This is a genomic window from Kribbella sp. NPDC050459 (genome assembly GCF_040655315.1).
Lineage (GTDB): Bacteria > Actinomycetota > Actinomycetes > Propionibacteriales > Kribbellaceae > Kribbella.
In genome coordinates, this window is sequence record NZ_JBFAJQ010000003.1 from 892,266 (window position 1) to 912,770 (window position 20,505).

The window sequence follows — 20,505 nt, forward strand, 5'->3', positions numbered from 1 at the left end:
CGCTACTTGCTGAGGCCGACGATCAGCTGGTTCGGGTACGGCGGGTAGGCGGACAGGTAGAAGTTCTGGACCTTCGACCCGTGCAGGAACGCGTTGCGGGCGTAGATCAGCGGGACGATGGGTGCGTCCTGCATGATCTGCTTGTCGATGGCGCCCCACATGCCGGCGGCCTTACCCCGGTCGGACTCAGCGGTCGCCGCGGCGATTGCGGAGTCGACGGCCGGGTTGGAGTAGCGGGAGATGTTGTATCCGCCGTTGCCGATCTCCGAGGACGCGAACAGCGGCTGGATGTTGCCGATCGCGCTCGGGAAGTCCGGCAGCCAGCTCGAGACGGTGAGGTCGAAGTCCGGCTTGTTACCGGTGATCAGGTCGCTCAGCGGCTCGCTGTCCAGCGGCTTGATGGTGACGGTGATGCCAGCCCGCTTCAGACCCTGCTGGATCGCCTGTGCCACGCCGAGACCGGTCGTGTTGTCGGCGACGAGCACCAGGTTCAGGTTGCTGACACCGGCCGCGGCCAGCATCTGCTTGGCCTTCTCCGGGTCACCGGCCGGCGGAGCCTGGTACAGGTCGTACTTGTTGTACCCGTCGATGCCCGGCGTGATCAGCGTCGACGCGATCTCACCGCCGTACTCCGGTCCGCCCTCGGCGACCTGGACGGCCTGCTTGTCGACGGCGTACTCGATCGCCTTGCGCACCGCCGGGTTGGCGAGCGCCGGGCGCTTGGTGTTCATCGCCAGGTACTCCAGCGCGCCAGACGGCGAGGTCGCCACCCGGGCCTTGACCGCCGGGTTGCCGGTGATCGTCGGGATCAGCGCGGCCGGGACCGACGTACCGGTGGTTGCGGCGAACTTGTCGTCGCCGGCGTCGGCGATCAGCCGCTGGTTCACGACGTCGGGCTGCAGGCCCATGTCCAGCACGATCGCGTCGGGCAGGCCGGTCCGGGCCTGGTCGGTCGACTTGTCCCAGTTCGGGTTGCGTTCCAGCTCGAGCTTGGAGCCGGGCGCGTAGGACTTGACCTGGTACGGCCCGCTGGCCGCCGGCTTCTCGCCGTAGTGCGCCGGGTCGGTGTCGGCCTTCTTGGGCACCGGCGAGAACGCGGGCATGCTGACGATCCACGGCCAGTCGCCGTACGGCTTGTTCAGCTTGAACACGATCGTGGTGTCGTCGGGCGTCTCGACCGAGGCCAGCTCGCCGCCCTTGTACGGGCCGGTGTACTTGTCACCGCCGACGAGCAGCGACTTGTGGTACTGCAGACCGCCCGACAGCTCCGGCGCGAAGGAGCGCTCGATGCCGTACTTGATGTCGCCGGCGACGATCGGCGAGCCGTCGGCGTACTTGAGACCGGACTTCAGCTTGTACGTCCAGGTCTTGCCGCCGTCGCTGACCTGACCGGTGTCGGTGGCCAGGTCCGGCACCAGCTCGGCGGCCTTGCCCTGCTCGGTCTTCCACGACGTCAGGCCGCGGAGCACCAGGTGGATCGAGCTGATCCCCAGGTTCTGGCTCTTGGCCGGGTCGAGGCTGATCTCCTTGCTGGTGGTCAGGATGTGCCAGGTGCCGCCCTGTTCGGCGGTTGCGGTGCTGCCGCCACCACTGCTGGACTTGTCGTTGGCGTTGCACGCGGCTGCGGCCAGCGCCAGCACGGCCGCTGCCGCGACCGCTCGGGTTATGCGTTTCATTCTGTCCTCTCAGAGGTGGGGGGCTCAGGGAAGTAGCAGGCGGCACGGTGCTCCGTATTCCCGTTGACGGGTTCGAGCACGGGTCGTTTCGTCGCGCAAACGTCCTCGGCCTTGTAGCAGCGGGTCCGGAAGGGGCAACCGGACGGCGGGTCGACGGGCGTCGGGACGTCGCCGGTCAGCACGACCCGCTCGCGGACGGCTCCCGGCTCCGGCACCGGCACGGCGGACAGCAGCGCCTTCGTGTACGGGTGAGCCGGCGCGCCGTACACCTGCGCGGCCGGCCCTTCCTCGACGATCGTGCCGAGGTACATCACGGCGATCCGGTCGGCGACCTGACGGACGACGGCGAGGTCGTGGGCGACCAGGACGTACGACAGGCCGAGCTCGTCGCGCAGGTCGGCGAGCAGGTTGAGCACCTGCGCCTGCACCGACACGTCGAGCGCGGACACCGGCTCGTCGCACACCAGCAGGTCAGGCTTCACCGAGAGCGCCCGGGCAATCCCGATCCGTTGCCGCTGCCCGCCGGAGAACTCGTGCGGATACCGCTCCAGGTGCTGCTCGGACAGCCCGACCTGTTCGAGCAGTTCGACGAGTTGGGCCCGGGTCGGCCGGATCCCCTGCGCGCGGAACGGCGTACTCAGGATGGTGCCGACCGACTGCCGCGGGTTCAGCGAGGCCTGCGGGTCCTGGAAGACCATCTGGATCCGGCGGCGGATCGGCCGCAACCGGCGGCCTTTGACCTTGGTGACGTCCTTGCCGCCGATTTCGACCCGGCCGTGGGTCGGGTCGAGCAGCCGGGTCGCGACCCGGGCAAGTGTGGACTTGCCGGACCCGGATTCGCCGACCAGCCCGACGGTTTCGCCTTTGCGGACGACGAGACTCACGCCGTCGACCGCGCGCACGGCCTGCGCCTTCTGCCACGGGACGCCGCGCAAGCCGAAGTACTTGCGAACGTCCTTCAGGTTCAGCAGCTCTTCAGACATCCGCCGGCCTCCGACCCAGGTGGCAGGCCGCCTCGTGATCGCCCTCGCCGGGACGCGGGGTGAGCTCGGGACGCTCGGTGACACAGCGCTCCCCCACGAGATGCGCGTACGCGCACCGCGGCTGGAACGGGCACCCGGTCGTGATCGACCCCGGAGTCGGCGGCGTGCCCGGGATGGTGGTCAGCCGCGGTTTCGGGGGTACGTCGACGCGCGGCATCGCGCCCAGCAGACCGAGGCTGTAGGGGTGCGCGGCCCGGAAGAACAGGTCGCGGACCGTGCCGCGCTCGGCCGCGCGCCCGGCGTACATCACCAGGACGTCGTCGGCGACCTCCGCGACGACTCCGAGGTCGTGCGAGATCAGGATCAGCGCCGTCCCGAACTCCTCCTGGACGTCGTCCAGCAGACGCATGATCTGTGCCTGCACGGTGACGTCGAGTGCGGTCGTCGGCTCGTCCGCGATCAGCACTCTCGGGTCGTTCACCAGAGCCATAGCAATGACGACCCGCTGCCGCATTCCCCCGGAGAACTCGTGCGGGAAGCTGTCCGCGCGGCGGGCCGCGTCCGGGATGCCGACCTTGTCGAGCATCTCGACGGCCCGGCGGAGCGCCGCCTTCTTCGAGACGTCGTGGTGCAGCCGGTACGCCTCGGCGACCTGCCAGCCGACGGAGTAGTACGGGTTGAGCGCGGACAGGGCGTCCTGGAACACCATCGCGATGTCGTTGCCGCGGATCTTGCGCAGCTCGTCGGCGGGCAGGCCGTTCAGCTCGCGGCCGTCGAGCAGCACCTCGCCGGCGACCTCGGCGTTCGACGGCAGCAGCCCCATCACCGCGGCCGAGCTGACGCTCTTCCCGGATCCGGACTCGCCGACGATCGCCAGCGTCTCGCCCGGCGCGACGGCGAAGTCGATGCCGTCGACGGCCGGCACCAGGCCGCCCTCGGTCGTGAAAGTGACCTTCAGGTCGTGCACCTCGAGCACCGGCTCAGCCATGGCTCACCCTCGGGTCGAGCACACCGTGCACTATGTCCACCACCAGGTTCGCGAGGATGATCAGGAAGGCCGAGAACAGCGTGACACCGACGACCACGGCCACGTCGAGCTGACCGACCGCGGTGATCAGCAGATCGCCGAGACCCTGCATGCTGAACACCTTCTCGGTCAGGATCGCGCCGCCGAGCAGGGCGCCGAGATCGAGGCCGAACAGGGTGATGACCGGGACCAGCACACCGCGCAGCCCGTGGGTCAGCACCACCCGCGCCTCGCCGGCGCCCTTCGCGCGGGCCGTGGTGATGTAGTCGAGGTTGAGCTCCTCGAGCATCTGCGACCGGGTCAGCCGGATGTACGAAGCAGCCGACAGGATCGCGAGCACGATCCACGGCGTGATCAGGTGCCAGGCCCAGTCGACCGGGCTCTCGGTGAGCGGCACGTAGCCGCTGACCGGGACCATGTTGAGCCAGAACCCGAACACCAGGATCGCGAGCAGGCCGAGCAGGAACGACGGGGTCGAGACGCCGAGCAGCGCGACCCCGATCGCCAGCCGGTCGGCGAGGCGGCCGCGGTTCAGCGCCGCGATCACGCCGAGCGACACACCGAGCACAAGCCACAGGACGGCCGCGCCGAGCGCGATCGACGCGGTGATCGGCAGCCGGTCCAGGATCAGCGTGGTGACCGGGCGGGCGAGCGGGAACGAGTACCCGAAGCAGGGCGCGTTGCACTGCACCGCCGCCGCGCCGTCGCCGAACGTACGGCCGGCGACGATGCCCTTCAGGAAGTTCAGGTACTGCTGCAGGGTGCTCTGGTCGAGCTGCATGAAGTGCCGCGCCTGCTCGAGGCGGTCGGGCGTACAGGGCTTGCCGCAGGCCAGGTGTGCCGGGTCGGCGGGGATCGCGTAGAAGATCAGGTAGACGGCGAGACTCAGCGCGAGCATCACGATCAGGGCGGCGGCCAGGCGCCGCGTCACGAACCAGACGAGGCCGGGCATCAGCTCGTCCTCCGCAGCCGGACGTCGAACGCGTCCCGGACGCCGTCGCCGAGCAGCGTGAAGCCGAGCACGGCGAAGAACAGCATGGTGCCCGGGAACAGCAGGTACCACGGGTCCGCGCCGGTGTACACCCAGGCGATCGAGTCCGAGATCGACCGCCCGAGACTCGGTGTCGGCGGCGGGACTCCGACGCCGAGGAAGGACAGCGCCGCCTCGGCGCCGATGTACCCCGGGATCGCGAGGGTGGCGACCACGAGCACCGGGCCGATCAGGTTCGGCAGGAGCTCGCGGGTGATCACCATCCAGCCGCTGGACCCGACGCTGCGCGCCGCCTCGACGAACTCCCGGGCGACCAGCGACCGGGCCTGGTTGCGGATCAGCCGTGCGAGGCCCGCCCAGCCGAACAGGCTGAGCACCAAGATCAGCAGCAGCCAGCGCGGGAACCGGGCCGGCACAACGATGCCGAGGGCAATCATGAAGACCAGTTGCGGGAAGCCGAACAGGAAGTCGAGCAGCCGCGACAGCACCGCGTCGTACCAGCCGCCGAAGTACGCCGCGCTGATCCCCGCGAGGGTGCCGACGACGGTGGTGATCAGCGTGACCACCACCGCGATGAACAACGACGTCCGCAGGCCGAGGACCGTGATCGCGAACAGGTCGCGTCCGGTCAGCGGCTCCACCCCGAACCAGTGGGTGCCGCTCGCACCTCCGACCGGGCCGCGGGGCGCGTTGCCGCGCGCCGGGTCGAGCAGGTCGATGTGGTACGTCGTGGCGTCCTGACCGGCGAGTCGCACCAGCAACGGCGCAGCCGCGGCGATCACGATCAGCAGGGTGACCAGGACGAGGCCGATCCGCGCACTACGGTCCCGCCGGAACCGGCGCATCGCTTGCCGGGTGGGCGATACGGTCCCGGCGACCGAGGAACTCACAAGCACTCCTGACAGGTTCGAATCACAGTGATCCGTGATGGCCGACAAAACCTAGGCGGCATCCTCCCACCACGCCGCACGCATCTCGAATCCCGAGAATGTCTGGCTGTTAACTGTGCATTCGGTTAGGTGCTCCCGGACGGTTACGCTCCGCAGGTGGATCAGATGGTGCGAATCGGCGACCGGATGCTCATGTACGCGGTCTACGGCCCGGCCGAGGGCGTCCCCGCCCTGTCGTTCGGCGGCACGCCGAGCACCCGGTGGAAGCGGCCGGAGGTGGTCGCGACCATCGAGGCGTCCGGACTGTGGATGGTGATGCCGGACCGGCCCGGGTACGGCGGATCGACACGGCAACCGGGCCGATCGGTGGCCTCCGTCGCGTCCGACGCGGCCGCGCTCGCCGACTCGCTCGGATGGGATCGCTTCGCGGTCACCGGAGGCTCCGGAGGCGGGCCGCACGCGCTGGCGTGCGCCGCGCTGCTGCCCGGCCGGGTGACGCGCTGCGCAGTGACTGCGAGCAACGCACCGCCGATCGTCGACGGCCCCGAGCCGACCGAGGCGGAGGAGCAGGCCGATCCGCGCCGCAACCGCACGTCCTGGCTGGCGGTGCACGGCGACCTGCGACCGGGGCTCGAGGAGACGGCGCGGTCGATCATGGCCGCGGTCGAGGCGGGCGGGCCGGAGTTCCCGCCCGATCCCGGCGCGCCGCCGGGGCCTGCGGCGCGCGAGGATCCGGAGGCCGTGGCCCGGCTGACGGCCACCTTCGTCACCAGCCACGACGGCTGGATCGACGACCACATCGCGTTCGCGAACCCGTGGGGATTCGACCTCGGCGCGATCGAGGTCCCGGTCAGCCTCTGGCACGGATCGGCCGACGAGCGCGCCGGCAAGTACGCCGACCATCTGGCCGCCGCTCTGCCGCACGCAGAACGCCGGTACTACGTGGGCGGGCACATCCCGCCGGCAAATGCGTACCGCGAACTGCTGCAGTGGCTGACACTGTCCTGATGGACATCGCACGCCAACTCGTTCTCGACCTGTATCCGGACGCCCGGGCCGCGTGGCTCGGTGGCAGTGTGGTGCGCGGTGACGCGGGTCCGACGTCCGATCTGGACATCACTGTGCTGCTGGACGGTCCCCCGGCGCCACGACGGAAGTCGCTGGAGTACGCCGGGTGGCCGGTCGAGCTGTTCGTCCACACCGAGAAGTCACTGCGCTACTTCGCCGACAAGGACCAGCTGCGACGACAGCCCACGATGATGCGGCTCGTCGGCGAGTCCGTCGTACTGCTGGACACGGACGGGTCCGGGGCGCGGCTGAAGCAGGATTACCTGGCCGAGGCGGCAGCCGGACCGAAGCCGCTGTCCACCGACGAGCTGGATCTCCTGCGTTACATGATCACGAACCTGCTGGACGATCTGTCCGACGCCGAAGGCGATGTGCGGCTGGCCATCACGTCGGTGCTGTGGCAGGACGCGGCTCGCCTGCTCCTGACCGGAGCGGGCCACTGGTCCGGCACCGGCAAGGGCCTGCTGCGCGAGCTCACGACGTACGACGTTGCTCACGGCACCGACTACGCGACAGTGCTGCTGGACGGAGTACGGGCGTCGGACGACCGCCTGGTGGTCGCAGTGGACCGCATCCTGGCCGCGTACGGCGGACGGCTGTTCAACGGCTTCGAGCTGGCTGCTGACATCTAGGCCCTGTCTGGTTATCCATCGCCTACTGCGGGGCACTCGGCACGGCACCTCGCCGCACGGGTGCAAAGGCCACGATGCTCCGCATCGAGACCTTCGCCCCCGCACGCCGATGCACCGCACCGAGCACCTCCTCGCGACGGCGCTGAATAACCAGACAGGACCTAGTCGATCAGGTCCCACTGACGCTTCGGGAACAGGCGTACGGCGACGACGGCGACCGCTGCGCCCAGCAGTACGCCGGGGATTATCCAGCGCCAGCCGGTGAAGAAGCTCGGCGACGCGGTGACGTTGGTCTGCACCGGCGCCGGCGTCGGTGTGGTCGTCTGCTCCTGCGACGGGACCTCATAGCCGTCACTAAGGCTAGGCCCGCCCTCGAACTCGCCTTCGAGAAGCTTGAGCGAGGTCAGCAGCTGCAGCAGCTTGACCGGAGCCGTTGAGCGGTGCCAGGTGGGTTGCGCCTGCTTGAGCTCCCCGTTGAACTCCTCGGTGGCGATCCACGGTCCGCCAGGCGCGTCGGGGTAGATGACGTCGATCCGCCAGACGCTCATGTCGTGGATCAGCCACGTCGCGCGGACGAAGCTGCCGACGGCGTGGCTCTCTCCCGTCGCCTCGTCGTGCTGGGTCGTGGTCTGGACCAGCTGCTGCAGGTCGGAGTACTGCTGGTCGTTGTAGCCGAAGGCGATGACCGACGGTGGTGCGCTGAGCAGGACGCTGGTCGGGCCGCCGGCCTGTGCGGGGGTGGCACCGAGCGCGAAGAGCAGGACGACGAGCACGAGGATGCGGCGGACCATGGCAGCCCTCTCTTTCGGTTCCGTTGCTGCTGGTACACCGCTCGCGGTCAGGAGGTTCCGGTCGCCAGCTCCACCGCGCGTGCCTTGTCGACTCCTTCGAGGCGGAACGTGATGCCGTCGCGCTCCCAGACCAGGGTCGGGCCGGCGATCCGTACGACGCGGTTGTCGACCAGCACCAGCTGGTGCGGCGTACGGAACCAGAAGCCGGAGATCTCCGGGACGTAGTCGAGCCCGTCGTAGTACTGCTTGATGTACCTCGGCTCGATACCGGACTGGAACTGTTCCAGGCGCACGCTCCCCCAGCTGGTCGCCAGGAAGCCTTTTGAGGCCTCGACACCCGTCGGAGCACCCAGTGCACCTGGGAGCTTCGGCGTGAAGCCGGCGACGCGTTCAGCGGCCTCCAGGGACAGGTTTCCGGCCGCTGTCGGCGGAGGCGGTGCAGTGCTCGGCCGGGTGCCCACCGGCTCCGCCTGAACGCCTCCGATCTGCAGCCACTCCGCGACCGTCGCGCGGACCGGAGGTGTCAGGGCAGCGCCCGCAAGCAGCACGAGGAAGCCGGCCAGGAACATCCGCCACCTGTCCCGCAGACGCTTCCGCACGGGCACGCCGGCGACTCGCGACAGCACGGCTGCGGTGAGGCCGTCGTCCACGGGAGGCACGACGACCGAGCGTCCGACGGACCGCAGTTCGTCTTCCAGGCTCATCGCTGCACCTCCTTGTCGGGTAGTGCGTCACGCAGGCGGCCCAGCGCCCGGTGCAGACGAGACTTGACGGTCCCGCGCGGCCAGCCGAGTACTACTGCGGTCTCTTGCTCATCCAGCTCCAGCAGGTATCTACAGGTCACGACCAGCCGCATCTGCTCGGGCAACGCCCGGACAGCGGCCAGCAACGCAGTACGGCGTTCCAGCGACACGGCCGCGTCAGCCGGATCCAGTACGACGTCAAGCGGCGCCGCCAGCTCTTCCCGCCGCGCCCGGCGCCCGCGGGCACGCAGCGCGTTCCGGGTCTCGTTGGCCACGATCCGCAACAGCCACGGCCGGAACGCCGCGCCGTCCCGGAAGCTGCCGAGACTCCGGTACGCCTTGACGAAGGCTTCCTGCACCACGTCGTCCGCGTCCGCCCCCGCGCCCAGGAAGGCGGCCGTCCGCTGGGCCACGAGGGCATGCAGCGCCACCAGCTCGCCGTACGCGGCGGTCTCCCCGCCCCGCACCCGAGCCACGATGTCGGCTTCCACATCCAGGCTGATCCGTGCCTCCTGTCTACATCCGGACACTGGCACTACACCGCCGATCATCTCCAGGTTCCCGTGTATAAGGTCGGGTTCGTGCCTGATATCGACGCAAGCTTTCTCGCTCTCCCCCGGCAGGAGTTGGCGGCGGCCGCCCTGCAGCGCGCCCGTGACCTCGGGGCCACGTTCGCCGAGTTCCGGCTGGAGCGGATCCGGTCCGAGTCCATCGCGCTGCGCGACAGCGTGCTGGAGAGCGCGACGGACGACGAGGACCTCGGTCTCGCCGTGCGCGTCATCCACGACGGCACCTGGGGTTTCGCCGCCGGTGTCGCGCTCACCACCGACGAGGCGGTCAGCCTGGCCGAGCAGGCCGTGAACATCGCCCAGGTGTCGCGACCGATCAACGCCGAGACGATCGAGCTCGCCGACGAGCCGGTGTACGACGACGTCACCTGGCTCTCGTCGTACGAGATCGACCCGTTCAGCGTGCCGCGGGCCGAGAAGGTCGCGCTGCTCACCGATTACAGCGATCGCCTGCTCGGGGCCGACGGCGTGGCGCACGTGAGCGTGCACGTCGCCACCATCCACGAGTGCAAGTACTACGCGAACACCGCCGGCACGTCGTACACGCAGCAACGGGTCCGTATCGGTCCCGACATCACTGCGCACGCCGTCGCCGAGGACCGCTTCGACTCGATGTCGTCCACGGCTCCGCCGGCCGGGCGCGGCTGGGAGTACATGACCGGCACGGGCTGGAACTGGGACGAGGAGCTCGCGCAGATCCCCGGCTGGCTGGCCGAGAAGATGGCCGCGCCGAGCGTCGAGGCCGGCACGTACGACGTCGTCATCGACCCGTCGAACCTCTGGCTCACGATCCACGAGTCGATCGGCCACGCGACCGAGCTCGACCGCGCCCTCGGCTACGAGGCGAACTACGCGGGCACCAGCTTCGCCACGCTCGACCAGCTCGGCGCGCTGAAGTACGGCTCGCCGGTCATGCATGTCACCGGGGACCGGACAGCGGAGCACGGCCTGTCCACCGTCGGGTACGACGACGAGGGCGTGGCCGGCCAGCAGTGGGACCTGGTCAAGGACGGCGTCCTGGTGGGCTACCAGGTCGACCGCCGGATGGCGAAGAAGAACGAGGACGTGCTCGGCACGCCCCGCTCCAACGGGTGCGCGTACGCCGACTCGTCCGGCCACATCCCGATCCAGCGGATGGCGAACGTCTCGCTGCAGCCCGCGGCGGACGGCCCGTCGACCGAGGAACTGATCAGCCAGGTCCGGAACGGGATCTACATCGTCGGTGACAAGTCCTGGTCGATCGACATGCAGCGGTACAACTTCCAGTTCACCGGGCAGCGGTTCTACAAGATCACCGACGGCAAGCTCGACGGTCAGCTCCGCGACGTCGCCTACCAGGCCACCACGACCGACTTCTGGGGTTCGATGGAGGCCGTCGGCGGCCCGCAGACGTACGTCCTCGGCGGCGCGCTGAACTGCGGCAAGGCCGAGCCCTCGCAGTCCGGCGCCGTCAGCCACGGTTGCCCGTCCGCGCTCTTCCGCGGCGTCCGCATTCTCAACACCACTCAGGAGGCCGGCCGGTGACGGGCATCCAACTCACCCCGCAAGACACGATCGAGCGGGGGCTGGCCCTGGCCGCGGACGGGGGCGCCGACGGCTGCGTCGTACTCGTCGCGGAGACCTCGAGCACCAACCTGCGGTGGGCCAACAACACCCTGACCACGAACGGCGCGATGCGCGGCTCGAGCGTAACCGTGATCGCCACGGTCGGCGCCGGCGAAGGTACGGCGGCGGGCGTCGTCGGCCGTTCGTCGGTCACCGACGACTCGCTGCAGGAGATCGTGTCCGCCGCGATCGCCACGGCCCGCGCGGCGGCACCCGCCGAGGACGCCCGTCCGCTCGTCGACGGTACGGCGTCGGCGGACTGGGATCTCGAGCCGGAAGAGACCTCCGTCGGCGTGTACGAGAAGTTCGCGCCGTCACTCGGTGAATCGCTGAAGCGCGCCGGCCTCGAGCGGCGCCGGCTGTACGGCTTCGCGAACCACGAGGTCGCCACGCTGTACGTCGGTTCCTCGACCGGTCTGCGACTGCGGCAGGCGCTGCCCCGCGGGTACGTGTCGTCGACCGGCAAGAACGCCGATCTCAGCCACTCGGCCTGGGTCGGTACGGCGACGCGCGACTTCACCGACGTCGACGCGCTCGCGCTCGACGCCGAGCTCACGCGCCGGCTCGGCTGGGCGACCCGGACCGTCTCGGTCGACGCCGGGCGGCACCCGACCATCCTGCCGCCGGCCGCGGTCGCGGACCTGATGACGTACCTGTTCTGGCAGCTCGACGGCCGGGACGCCTTCGAGGGCAGGACCGTCTTCTCCAGGCCCGGCGGCGGCACCCGGATCGGTGACACGCTGTCGTCGCAGCCGGTCACGCTGCACTCCGACCCGGCGCTCGCCGGGCTCGAGGCATTCGCGTTCGCCGTGGCCCGCTCGTCCGGCGGCTCGTCGAGCGTCTTCGACAACGGCCTCACGCTCGCCGCGACCGACTGGATCCGCGGCGGCAAGCTGGAAACCCTGATGACGAGCCGGTACACGGCCGACCTGATCGGCGCCCCGGCGGCGACACCGGACATCGAGAACTACGTGGTGTCGGTCGACGGCGCGACCGGCTCGACCGACGACCTCGTCGCCGGGCTCGGCAACGGACTGCTGCTGACCTGCCTCTGGTACATCCGGATGGTCGACCCGCAGACACTGCTGCTCACCGGCCTGACCCGGGACGGCGTCTACCTGGTCGAGAACGGCGAAGTCACCGGAGCGGTCAACAACTTCCGCTTCAACGAGAGCCCGGTGGACCTGCTGGCCCGGTTCACCACCGCCGGCGCGACCGTTGCGTCGTACTCGAGGGAATGGGGCGACTACTTCTCCCGCACCGCGACACCGCCGCTGCTGATCCCGGACTTCAACATGTCGAGCGTCAGCCAGGCGAGTTAGCTATTTGGACAGAGCGACGCGCCACATCACGCGTTGCCCTTCCTGGTACGGCGTGAGCTCGTCGAGGGTCCAGTTCTCGGCGAGTTCACGGACCAGGGCTTCGTCGAAGAAGCGGCCGACGAACCCGTCGTGCACGCGCAGTCCGCCGTCGAGCTGCTGCCAGTGCCGCGAGCAAGCATCGTCCGACGACCACACGGCGTACACGAAAACGCCGCCCGGGCACAGCACCCGGTGGATCTCGGCGACGAGTGACCGCAGCTCGGACACCGAGAACGCCATATTCAGCAGGAGATTCGCGAACACCGCGTTCACTCCGCCGTCGGCCGGCGGCAGCGGGTCACGGACGTCGTGCAGCGCAGCCGTCACCCGGTCGTCGAGGCCCTCGCGCTGCGCCTCATGCCGCAGCTGATCGAGCGCGGTCTCGCTGAAGTCGGTCGCGTGCACGCTGAATCCCTGTCTGGCCAGGAAAAGCGCGTCCCGGCCGTGGCCGGCGCCGAGCTCCAGGACGTCGTCGATGCCCGCGGCACCGAACCTCTCCGCGGCCCGGTGCGCCGCAACCGACGGCTCCGGCCCGTGCAGCTGCGGGCGTTTCGCGTACGCCGAGTCCCACCGTTCTTGCTGAGCCCTTGCGAGCTCGACATGCCCTGTATTCATAGTGCTCCCCGTGGTCGTCACGCCGGTCTGGACGATCGGCAGACCGCAGCAGCCTACGTCAGAACTTTGAGTAGACGTACTCAGGCGGCGGCCCGTTCCGCCCCGCGAGAGTGGAACGGACCCGAGGAGGACCCGATGCCGACCGCCACCATCTCCTGCCCCACCTGCCGCACCCAGCTGCACCTCACCCTCGAGCCGGCCCCTTATCCACAGCCTTACCCACAACTCCCTGCGCGCCCAGCCCCGCCCCACCTCGGCATCTGCCTCGCCGCAGCAACCGGCATCGCCATCCTCCACAAGCGCCCGCTCCCCGCCGCAATTCCAGCCGGACTGGGCGAATGCGTCTGCGCCGCGGCCGCCGCCTTCGCAGTCGCGACCACGCTCCCCCAGCTCCCCGGCCCAGCCGCTGGTTCACCACAGCACTCGTCACAGCCCTGGCCATCACCGAGCTCGCGCGGGTCGCCGTCGTCCTGCACGCCGCGACCATCACCGTCGCCGCCGTCGACCTCGCCTGCTGCCTCGCAACACAAGACATCCGCCAGCTCGGCTACCTCGCCGCGATCCTCGCCGTACTGGCCGTCCTCGCCGCCGTCCGCAAGCTCACCGACCCGGTCCCCACAGCCACCGCCGCCAGCCTGAGCGCACAGTTCGCAATCATCCTGTTCGCCTTCGACGGGTACGTCGACACGTGGCAGGCCGCCGTCGCACTCGCCGTCGTCGCCGCGATCGGCATCGCCGTCACCTGCGGGTACGTCGGTCAACCGTTGGAGCCCGCCCTGCTCAGCACGGCCGCCTGCGCCGCCGTACTGGCCGAGATGGCTGCCGTGGCAGCCTCCCGGCACACCGCCACCGGCGTCGTCCTCACCATCGTCGCCGCCCCACTGATTGCCTACGGCATGAACCCGCGCCGCCGCCCTTCACTCCTGCAGGCCGCGCTTCTTCTCGTCATCGCCAACACCACCTTCATGCTCGGCGCCGACGCCCACACCCTCGAGTGGTACACGGTCCCGCCCGCCTTGATCCTGCTCGCCACCGGAGTCGTTGCCTGGCGCAACCAACCGAGCTGGGTCTTCCTCGGCCCCGGCCTGCTGCTCGGCCTCGCCCCATCCACCCTCATCGCCAACACCACCGACAACTGGCTGAGAGCAACCCTGGTAGTCGCCGCCGCCGTGGCCAAGATCGGCATCGCCCAGTTCCTCGAGGTGGCCCCGCTCATCCCCCGCTGGATCACCCTCGCCACCGCAGGCCTCATCCTCCTCACCACCGGAGCCACCTACGAACGCCGCCTGGCCCAAGCCAAACAGGCCACCCGCTGGATCAGCTCGCTGCGCTGACAAACGCTCGTCCCAGTGCGCGACACTCGGCATCCGGTCGCCGCGCTGCCAATTGGCGGATACTGAGATTTCGGGCAACTGTTTCACCGGGGGCACCATGTCTGGCGACCACTTCTTGCCATCAGAGGCCAAGGCGCTCGTCTACGACTTCACGGTGCTCCGGAAGAACCAGGGCCTGAAACAGTCCCGGCTGACCGAGGACCGCGCCGGCAACCTGCTGGGATCGCGGGCGGTCCGCGACTACATGGCGAAGCACGGCGTCGGTGATCCCGCGGCCGCCGCGATCCAGGTGGTCATCGACGCCGTACGCCAACTCTCGGTCCCCTCCGACCAGATCGTCGCGGACGCCGTCTTCGGCCTCGGTCTCTTCCTCACCGAGTACGCCGACCAGCACGTACAACTGCCGGTGATCCGCGCCCTCGAGACCGCCGACCTGGGCGACCGGCGAGACTCGTTGCGCAACCACTGGCACCACCTGCACCAGGCCGTCGGCGCCTCCGCCCCCGAGACGCCGGGAGACCGCTACCTCCGCGACACCATCGAGCCGCGAATCTTCCGCGACCTGGCCATGCTGATCACCGGATCCACCGACGAGCATGCGCAGGCGGGCCCGATCACCACTGCCCCCAGGAGGCTCTCCGAAGGCGCCCGGACCTCGTCGCCGGGCCGGGTAGTGGTCGTCGGCGGCGTCGCGATGGATCACGTCTTCCACAGTGACGCCGTACCGCTGCCCGAGACGTCTGTCAGAGCCACTGACCACGTCCGATCCCCTGGCGGCAAAGGGCTGAGCCAGGCGGTCGCGGCCGCGCGTCTCGGTCTCGAGGTCGCGCTGATCGCCGCCTGTGCCGACGACGAGGACGGTGCGACGATCAAGCAGTACCTGGACGACGAACGCGTCGACACCTCGATGATGAAGATCGTCCGCAACGAGACGACGCCGCAGACCGCGGTGATCGAGTTCCCCGACGCGGAGAGCGCCGCGGTCGTGTGGCACAACGAGAACGCCGTCAGCCTGACCATGCAGGACGTCCATCAACATCGCGCCGCGCTAGCGGCCTGCGACGCCGTACTGCTGACCTTCGAGATCCCGCAGGACGTGCTGTCCAGCACGCTGCACCTCGTGACAGGGCTTGGTGCGGAGCGGCCGGTCACGGTCGTCACGCCCGGCCAGCCCTATGACACCGGCCCGCCGTCCGGCCAGGCATTCGCGCAGATCGACTACCTGGTCGCCCACAGCTGGGAGCTCCGGCGACTCAGCTACTACACGCCCGGCAGGCAAGCCTCGAACCACCTCGGCGAGAACTTCCTCCGCCTCGGCGTGAAGTCGGTCTGCGTACTCGGCAACCGTGGCGGAACCATCTACTCCCAGAACGCACCGCAGCGATCGATCACCCCGCCGCCGTCGATGCTGAAGGAATCCTCGATCACGAGAGACCTCTTCTGCGCCGCCCTCGTCGCCCGCCTGGTGGAAGACCGCTCCCTGACCGACGACGCCGTCCGCTGGGCGACAGCCGCCATGGCCAGCTTCGCCGAGGACTACGCCAACGCCCGTACCTTCCCCGACCGCAACCGCATCGAACAAATGCTCCGAGCCTTCCCCGGCGAAGCCTGGTGATGACTCCAACTCTTCTTTGGCGGGTCAGATGTCCGATCAGTTCACCGCGCGATCACCCGAGGTAGCCCCACTCGTCTCGGTGTTCGTCGCCCTGCGCAAGAACGAGGGCATGACCGCGCAGCGCCTCGCGACCGGCCGGGCGCAGCCCCTTCTTCACCTGTCGGCGGTGCGCGATCGAGTTGAACGGACCGGGGAACCTTCGACGGAGGTCGCCATCGAGTTGGTCCGCGAGCAGGTGCGCAGGTTGGACAGTCTCACCGACAGGATCATCGCCGACGCAGCACTGGGACTGGCCAGCTTTGCTGACGTCTACCGGTCGGACGGCGTGCCTGCCAACGTCCTCCACAAGCTCGAGGCCGGAGACCTCGGAGTCAGACGGGCGGTCGTGCTGTCGCACTGGGCAGATCTTCATCAGGCCTTGGCGGGGCCAGGCTTCGCCGGCGCGCCGGAAGCTCCCAGCGATCGCAGTCTCCGCGGGCGAACCGAAGACGAAGTGTTCGAGCGGCTCGCCGTCCAACTGCTCAACGCATCCGCTCTCCACACCTCTGACCGGGCGTCCGGTCACACGGCAACCGCTCCGGTCGCGTCCGAAGCGCCGCCGAAGCCGACGGGTCGTGTGATCGTCGTCGGCGGAGTGACGATCGACCACGTCTGGCGGGTCGACCGGCCGCCCGACCTGGAGACCTCGCGGATCGCGACTGGCTACAGCCGATCTCCGGGCGGTAAGGGCCTCAGCCAAGCGGTGGCTGTCGCCCGGCTCGGATTCGACGTTGCGCTGGTCACCGCGGTCGGGAAGGACCGCGAGGGCCAGGAGATCCTCGATCATCTGGAGCTCGAAGGCGTCGACCGGTCCTTGATCAGAGCTGTACCCAACTCGACGACGCCGGCCACCGGTATCTTCGAGCGCCCGTTCGGCGAGAGCGCGGCAGCAGTCTGGCGCGGCTCCTTGGAGCTCGACAGCCGCCACCTGGATCGGCATGCCAAAGCCTTGTCAAGCTGCGCAGCTCTCCTGCTGACCTTCGAGGTCCCGCTGCCCGTCCTGCAGCGAACGCTCGACCTGGCCACGAGCCGGCCCCTCATCATCGTCACACCGGGTCAGCCTTACCCGGACGCCGAGCTGACACGGGACGCCTTGGGCCAGATCGACTATCTGGTCGCGCGCCCGTGGGAGCTGGAACGGTACGCCCGATCGGCGGACGCCCGGTACGACCCGCAACTGATCAGCAACGAACTCCTGAAGCAGGGCCTGAAGGCTCTGTGCGTCCTCGGCACCCGCGGCGGCACCGTCTACCTGTCAACCGGCGACTCGATCGACATCCCGTCCACGTCATCAGTCATCAAGGAGTCGTCAATCACCCGCGACGCCTTCTGCGCCGCCCTCGCCACCGGCCTGATCGAACACCGCCCCCTCCCCGACGCCATCCACTGGGCAGCCGCCGCAATGGCCGCAGTCTCCGCGGACTACCTGAAGTCCCCCTCACCCCCACTCCGCGCCCGCGTCGACGCCATGTACCAGAAACACTTCGCCTGAGTCGACCTGCCGATTGGCAGCCGGCCGCCGCCCAGAGGCACCCCGACGGGTGCGACCAGACCAATTGGCAGGCCCGGGCCACCCAGCCCATCGACGGGCGTACCAGGTCGGTCACGGTCACCCGCCATTTGGCGCCGTTCGCGTCCGGGCTGCCGCCAACCTGCCCGCGGGGGCCAAAAAGTAAGTCGTTGACACCCAAATGTCCTGAGCTGCAATGGATGGTGAGACGAATTTCAAGCGGGGATCCGGGGGGATCCTTGGCAGCTGACCAGCAGCACGAATGGTTGTGTGAAATTCAGAATCGAGACTCACCATGGCCGAAACTCAAGCAGTAGTCGCGCTAGTATCGAGCGTTGTCATTGCCTACTACGTCGTCAGTCGCTGGAGAGCGTTGGCGTCCTTCCTGGTCTTCATCGTGCTCGCCGTCTTCGTGTTCGGGGTCTTCATGCTGGTCCAGACGTTCAACGGCGAGCCACCCACCCAGGGGGACCAAGTCGTGAAGACCGAGACTACTTCTCACCCACGCTGAGCGTTGGCCGCGGGTTCACCGCGGCCAACCACCGACAGGGGAGCATTGTGCACGCCACCATTTCGTCCGGCCGCCTCCAGATCGTCTTGCTACACATTCTCGAGTATTTCCGGTCGACCGGCGGTTTGACCTTTTCCGGCCTGCAATTCTGCCCGGAAGAATTGGCTGCGCCGTTGCTCGACCTCGCGATGGTGCGCCGCTACTCCCTTGTGCACGATGTCGCTCTCGAGACCAGCGCACTGGCGGTGGTCGCACAATGCGCTCGCGAATTGCGCCCTACGGATCAGATTGTCATCGACGCTGCACTGAGCTTCCGGCTGCACTCCGAGCGATACGCACGATCCGGCATCAGCCGGCAAACCATTCGGCAACTCTCGGACCGCGATCTGGACCGGCGGCGCCACGCACTCCTCGGAAACTGGCGGAGTCTGCACGAGGCACTCCTCGACGCGTCCGACGCACCGCCGATCGGCAGCGGCCCGAGTGAGAGCAGCTTCCGTGCAACGATCGAACCGACCGCGCTTCGAACTCTCGCCCGGCAGTTGGCACTGCGGGAGCTCGACTCCGTCGGGTCCGCCAACAGTTCTCCGTCTTCTTCGACCGACACCGATCACCAGCACACCGAGCGAACGCGCGGCAGGATCATCGTCGTCGGCGCGGCAGTGATGGATGCGGTGTTCCGGATCAGAGACCTTCCGCGCTGGGAGACATCGATCGAAGCGCACGACCTCACGTTCTCGCCAGGCGGCAAAGGCCTGACGCAGGCTGTCGCCGCGGCGCGGCTCGGCCACCGCGTCTCCCTGGTGGCCGCCATCACCGACGACCGGTTCGGGGCGGAGATCGTCAACTATCTCCGCGCCAACGACGTCGACACCTCGCTGCTGAAAATCGTGCCGGGTGCGGACACGCCCTTCACCGGTGTCCTCGAGATGGACCGGGGCGACAGCCTCGCGACCTATTGGCGCAACGAGAACGAGGTGCGGCTCGATCCGTGGGACTGCGACGAACTCGTCTCCGAACTCGTCGAGTGCGATGCCGTCCTGATGACGTTCGAGGTCCCCCGTGAGACCGTCGAGCACAACCTCGCGCTACTGCGGGACATCGGCGACGCGAGACCGTTGACCATCGTCACTGCCGCCCAGCCGTACGCCGACGCAACGCTCTCAGCCGATGCTTTCCAGCAAATCGACTACGTGGTTGCACATCCTTGGGAGCTTCGGTGCCTGAGAAGCACAAGCCCCCAGCACTTCGACCCCGACCCGAGCGCTCGCGAGCTCCTGAAAATGGGCGTCGGATCGGTGTGCGTTCTGCTGCGGGGTGCATGCACGATGTACTCACAGTCGGCCGAGGATGTCGTACAGGCTCCTGGCCTTGCCTCGAGCTACAAGGAGTCGGCAACCGCCCGCGACGCGTTCTGCGCCGCACTGGCGGACGAACTGATCCAGAGCGGCCGACGGTTCTCCCCTCGTGCAACCAACTGGGCATCAGCGGCGATGTCGTGTGCGATCGCCGACTACCCACTCAAGGTCTCACTGCCGTCGCCGAGACGGATCGAGACCATGCTCGCTCGCATCACACAGCCGGCGTAGCTCGGCATTCATCTACGCAGGCGGTGCAGCTCGGCAAGGGGAACCGGCTCGGTCGCGCCTCGAATACGCCAGCAGTAGATCGACGAGTCGAGCAGCGTCGCTCTACTCACCTCCAGCCTGACCCCCAATCGCTCACGCAACTCGTCCTTGTTGGTTGTCCCGAACTGCTGGCGTAGCTGACGAGGACTGATGTACTGCCGGTTGAGGTACAGATAGGGCCGAGGCCGTACCCGCAACCACTCCTGCCAATTGGCAGCCCGATAGCTGGTTCCGGTGAACCCCATGTTGGGGTCGACCGTCGTCACCAGAAGACTCGCATCGCGCCGCTCACGCCGGAACCAGCGCCGCACCTGCGCGAGCAGCCTGGAGATCGCGCTGTGCGGCGCGACCTGGAACGAGTAGACCCGCGAGATGTCCCACACCTCCCGCGGCGGAACGCCGAACCGCCGCTCGAGCGCGCCCCCCAACCGCCGCCAGTCCAACGGCGTCGCACTGCACAACGCAACAGGCAACCCACTCGAGCGATCCACCAACGCAAAGTTCACCGAGCCTGGTCGTGCGCTCCTGAGATAATGCAGGTGGCTGAACACGGCGAACGCCTTGTCGTCGTCATACACAACGAACCGCAGATCATCGAGCCCACGGGTTTCACCGCTCGGCACCAGCCCACGAATCGCAGCGATGTCGGCCGACAGATGCCGGGCACTCCGGATCACCTCCGCCAGCGCCAACCGCCGGCCCACCGTCCCATCCGACCGAGCCACCCGAGGAAGATGCAGCCTGGCCCGCACCGCCAGCCCGCGGGCATCGACACCGCGGCGCTCCGCAACCTTGGCGACCACTTCAACAAACCCGGACATCGGCTGCCGACACTCGGCCAAAGAAAGCCCTACTGGTAGGAACGCAAGCAAGTCGTCGGCAAAGTCCCGCCTGACATTTGACAAGCCGCGCTACCC

The 20,505-nt window shown here is 68.6% G+C and carries 19 protein-coding genes; 9 read left to right on the forward strand and 10 right to left on the reverse strand.

Annotation, left to right across the window (positions count from 1 at the left end; translation table 11 throughout):
- Positions 1-2: 2 nt before the first annotated feature.
- From AB0I12_RS15450 to AB0I12_RS15470, 5 genes are read right to left on the reverse strand one after another with little or no spacing between them, the layout of a single operon-like run.
- On the reverse strand, positions 3-1,676 hold the full coding sequence (locus AB0I12_RS15450) for an ABC transporter substrate-binding protein (protein ID WP_359929536.1): 1,674 nt from the start codon (positions 1,674-1,676) through the stop codon (positions 3-5).
- Positions 1,673-2,659 carry an ABC transporter ATP-binding protein gene (locus tag AB0I12_RS15455; protein ID WP_359929538.1) on the reverse strand — a complete coding sequence of 329 codons (987 nt, stop codon included), beginning with the start codon at positions 2,657-2,659 and terminating at the stop codon, positions 1,673-1,675. The genes AB0I12_RS15450 and AB0I12_RS15455 overlap by 4 nt, the downstream gene beginning before the upstream one ends.
- Positions 2,652-3,647, reverse strand: a complete 996-nt coding sequence (locus tag AB0I12_RS15460) for an ABC transporter ATP-binding protein (protein WP_359929540.1) — start codon at positions 3,645-3,647, stop codon at positions 2,652-2,654. The genes AB0I12_RS15455 and AB0I12_RS15460 overlap by 8 nt, the downstream gene beginning before the upstream one ends.
- Complete coding sequence (locus AB0I12_RS15465; protein ID WP_359929541.1) at positions 3,640-4,638, reverse strand: ABC transporter permease; 999 nt, start codon at positions 4,636-4,638, stop codon at positions 3,640-3,642. Before AB0I12_RS15465 ends, AB0I12_RS15460 begins: the two co-directional genes overlap by 8 nt.
- Entirely contained in the window at positions 4,638-5,567 is a 930-nt protein-coding gene (locus AB0I12_RS15470; RefSeq protein ID WP_359929543.1) for an ABC transporter permease, read from the reverse strand. The genes AB0I12_RS15465 and AB0I12_RS15470 overlap by 1 nt, the downstream gene beginning before the upstream one ends.
- 165 nt (positions 5,568-5,732) lie before the next feature.
- Between AB0I12_RS15470 and AB0I12_RS15475 the strand changes: the two genes are divergently transcribed.
- Together AB0I12_RS15475 and AB0I12_RS15480 are read left to right on the forward strand one after the other, a co-directional pair.
- Complete coding sequence (locus tag AB0I12_RS15475; RefSeq protein WP_359929771.1) at positions 5,733-6,575, forward strand: alpha/beta hydrolase; 843 nt, start codon at positions 5,733-5,735, stop codon at positions 6,573-6,575.
- A complete protein-coding gene (locus AB0I12_RS15480) occupies positions 6,575-7,267 on the forward strand; it encodes a nucleotidyltransferase domain-containing protein (RefSeq protein ID WP_359929545.1) in 693 nt (230 codons plus the stop codon). The genes AB0I12_RS15475 and AB0I12_RS15480 overlap by 1 nt, the downstream gene beginning before the upstream one ends.
- A gap of 161 nt (positions 7,268-7,428) precedes the next feature.
- Here the strand turns inward: AB0I12_RS15480 and AB0I12_RS15485 are convergent, their stop codons facing one another.
- Genes AB0I12_RS15485 through AB0I12_RS15495 form a run of 3 tightly spaced genes read right to left on the reverse strand, consistent with a single transcriptional unit; the run spans position 7,429 to position 9,268 of the window.
- Positions 7,429-8,058, reverse strand: coding sequence for a hypothetical protein (locus AB0I12_RS15485; protein WP_359929547.1), 630 nt, complete (start codon positions 8,056-8,058; stop codon positions 7,429-7,431).
- Positions 8,059-8,105: 47 nt separating this feature from the next.
- Complete coding sequence (locus tag AB0I12_RS15490; protein WP_359929549.1) at positions 8,106-8,762, reverse strand: hypothetical protein; 657 nt, start codon at positions 8,760-8,762, stop codon at positions 8,106-8,108.
- Positions 8,759-9,268, reverse strand: coding sequence for a sigma-70 family RNA polymerase sigma factor (locus tag AB0I12_RS15495; protein ID WP_359929551.1), 510 nt, complete (start codon positions 9,266-9,268; stop codon positions 8,759-8,761). The genes AB0I12_RS15490 and AB0I12_RS15495 overlap by 4 nt, the downstream gene beginning before the upstream one ends.
- A 114-nt stretch (positions 9,269-9,382) precedes the next feature.
- Here AB0I12_RS15495 and AB0I12_RS15500 point away from each other — a divergent pair, with 114 nt between their 5' ends.
- Positions 9,383-10,894, forward strand: a complete 1,512-nt coding sequence (locus AB0I12_RS15500; RefSeq protein ID WP_359929553.1) for a TldD/PmbA family protein — start codon at positions 9,383-9,385, stop codon at positions 10,892-10,894.
- The gene (locus tag AB0I12_RS15505; RefSeq protein WP_359929555.1) at positions 10,891-12,297 is read left to right on the forward strand and encodes a metallopeptidase TldD-related protein; all 1,407 of its coding nucleotides are present in this window, start codon (positions 10,891-10,893) and stop codon (positions 12,295-12,297) included. Before AB0I12_RS15500 ends, AB0I12_RS15505 begins: the two co-directional genes overlap by 4 nt.
- Here the strand turns inward: AB0I12_RS15505 and AB0I12_RS15510 are convergent, their stop codons facing one another.
- Entirely contained in the window at positions 12,298-12,951 is a 654-nt protein-coding gene (locus AB0I12_RS15510; protein ID WP_359929557.1) for a class I SAM-dependent methyltransferase, read from the reverse strand.
- A gap of 338 nt (positions 12,952-13,289) precedes the next feature.
- On the opposite strand from AB0I12_RS15510, the gene AB0I12_RS15515 reads away from it, so the two are divergent.
- From AB0I12_RS15515 to AB0I12_RS15535, 5 genes are all read left to right on the forward strand, one after another.
- Positions 13,290-14,285: a hypothetical protein gene (locus tag AB0I12_RS15515; protein ID WP_359929558.1), complete on the forward strand. Its 996-nt coding sequence runs from the start codon at positions 13,290-13,292 to the stop codon at positions 14,283-14,285.
- Positions 14,286-14,382: 97 nt separating this feature from the next.
- Positions 14,383-15,900 (forward strand): PfkB family carbohydrate kinase, encoded by a 1,518-nt coding sequence (locus tag AB0I12_RS15520; protein ID WP_359929560.1) that lies wholly within the window; start codon positions 14,383-14,385, stop codon positions 15,898-15,900.
- Between the two features lie 28 nt (positions 15,901-15,928).
- The gene (locus AB0I12_RS15525; protein WP_359929562.1) at positions 15,929-17,431 is read left to right on the forward strand and encodes a PfkB family carbohydrate kinase; all 1,503 of its coding nucleotides are present in this window, start codon (positions 15,929-15,931) and stop codon (positions 17,429-17,431) included.
- Positions 17,432-17,822: 391 nt separating this feature from the next.
- Positions 17,823-17,960: a hypothetical protein gene (locus AB0I12_RS15530; RefSeq protein WP_359929564.1), complete on the forward strand. Its 138-nt coding sequence runs from the start codon at positions 17,823-17,825 to the stop codon at positions 17,958-17,960.
- Positions 17,961-18,007: 47 nt separating this feature from the next.
- Positions 18,008-19,549, forward strand: coding sequence for a PfkB family carbohydrate kinase (locus tag AB0I12_RS15535; RefSeq protein ID WP_359929565.1), 1,542 nt, complete (start codon positions 18,008-18,010; stop codon positions 19,547-19,549).
- Positions 19,550-19,557: 8 nt separating this feature from the next.
- Here the strand turns inward: AB0I12_RS15535 and AB0I12_RS15540 are convergent, their stop codons facing one another.
- Positions 19,558-20,409 carry a hypothetical protein gene (locus AB0I12_RS15540; protein ID WP_359929567.1) on the reverse strand — a complete coding sequence of 284 codons (852 nt, stop codon included), beginning with the start codon at positions 20,407-20,409 and terminating at the stop codon, positions 19,558-19,560.
- Positions 20,410-20,505: the final 96 nt, after the last annotated feature.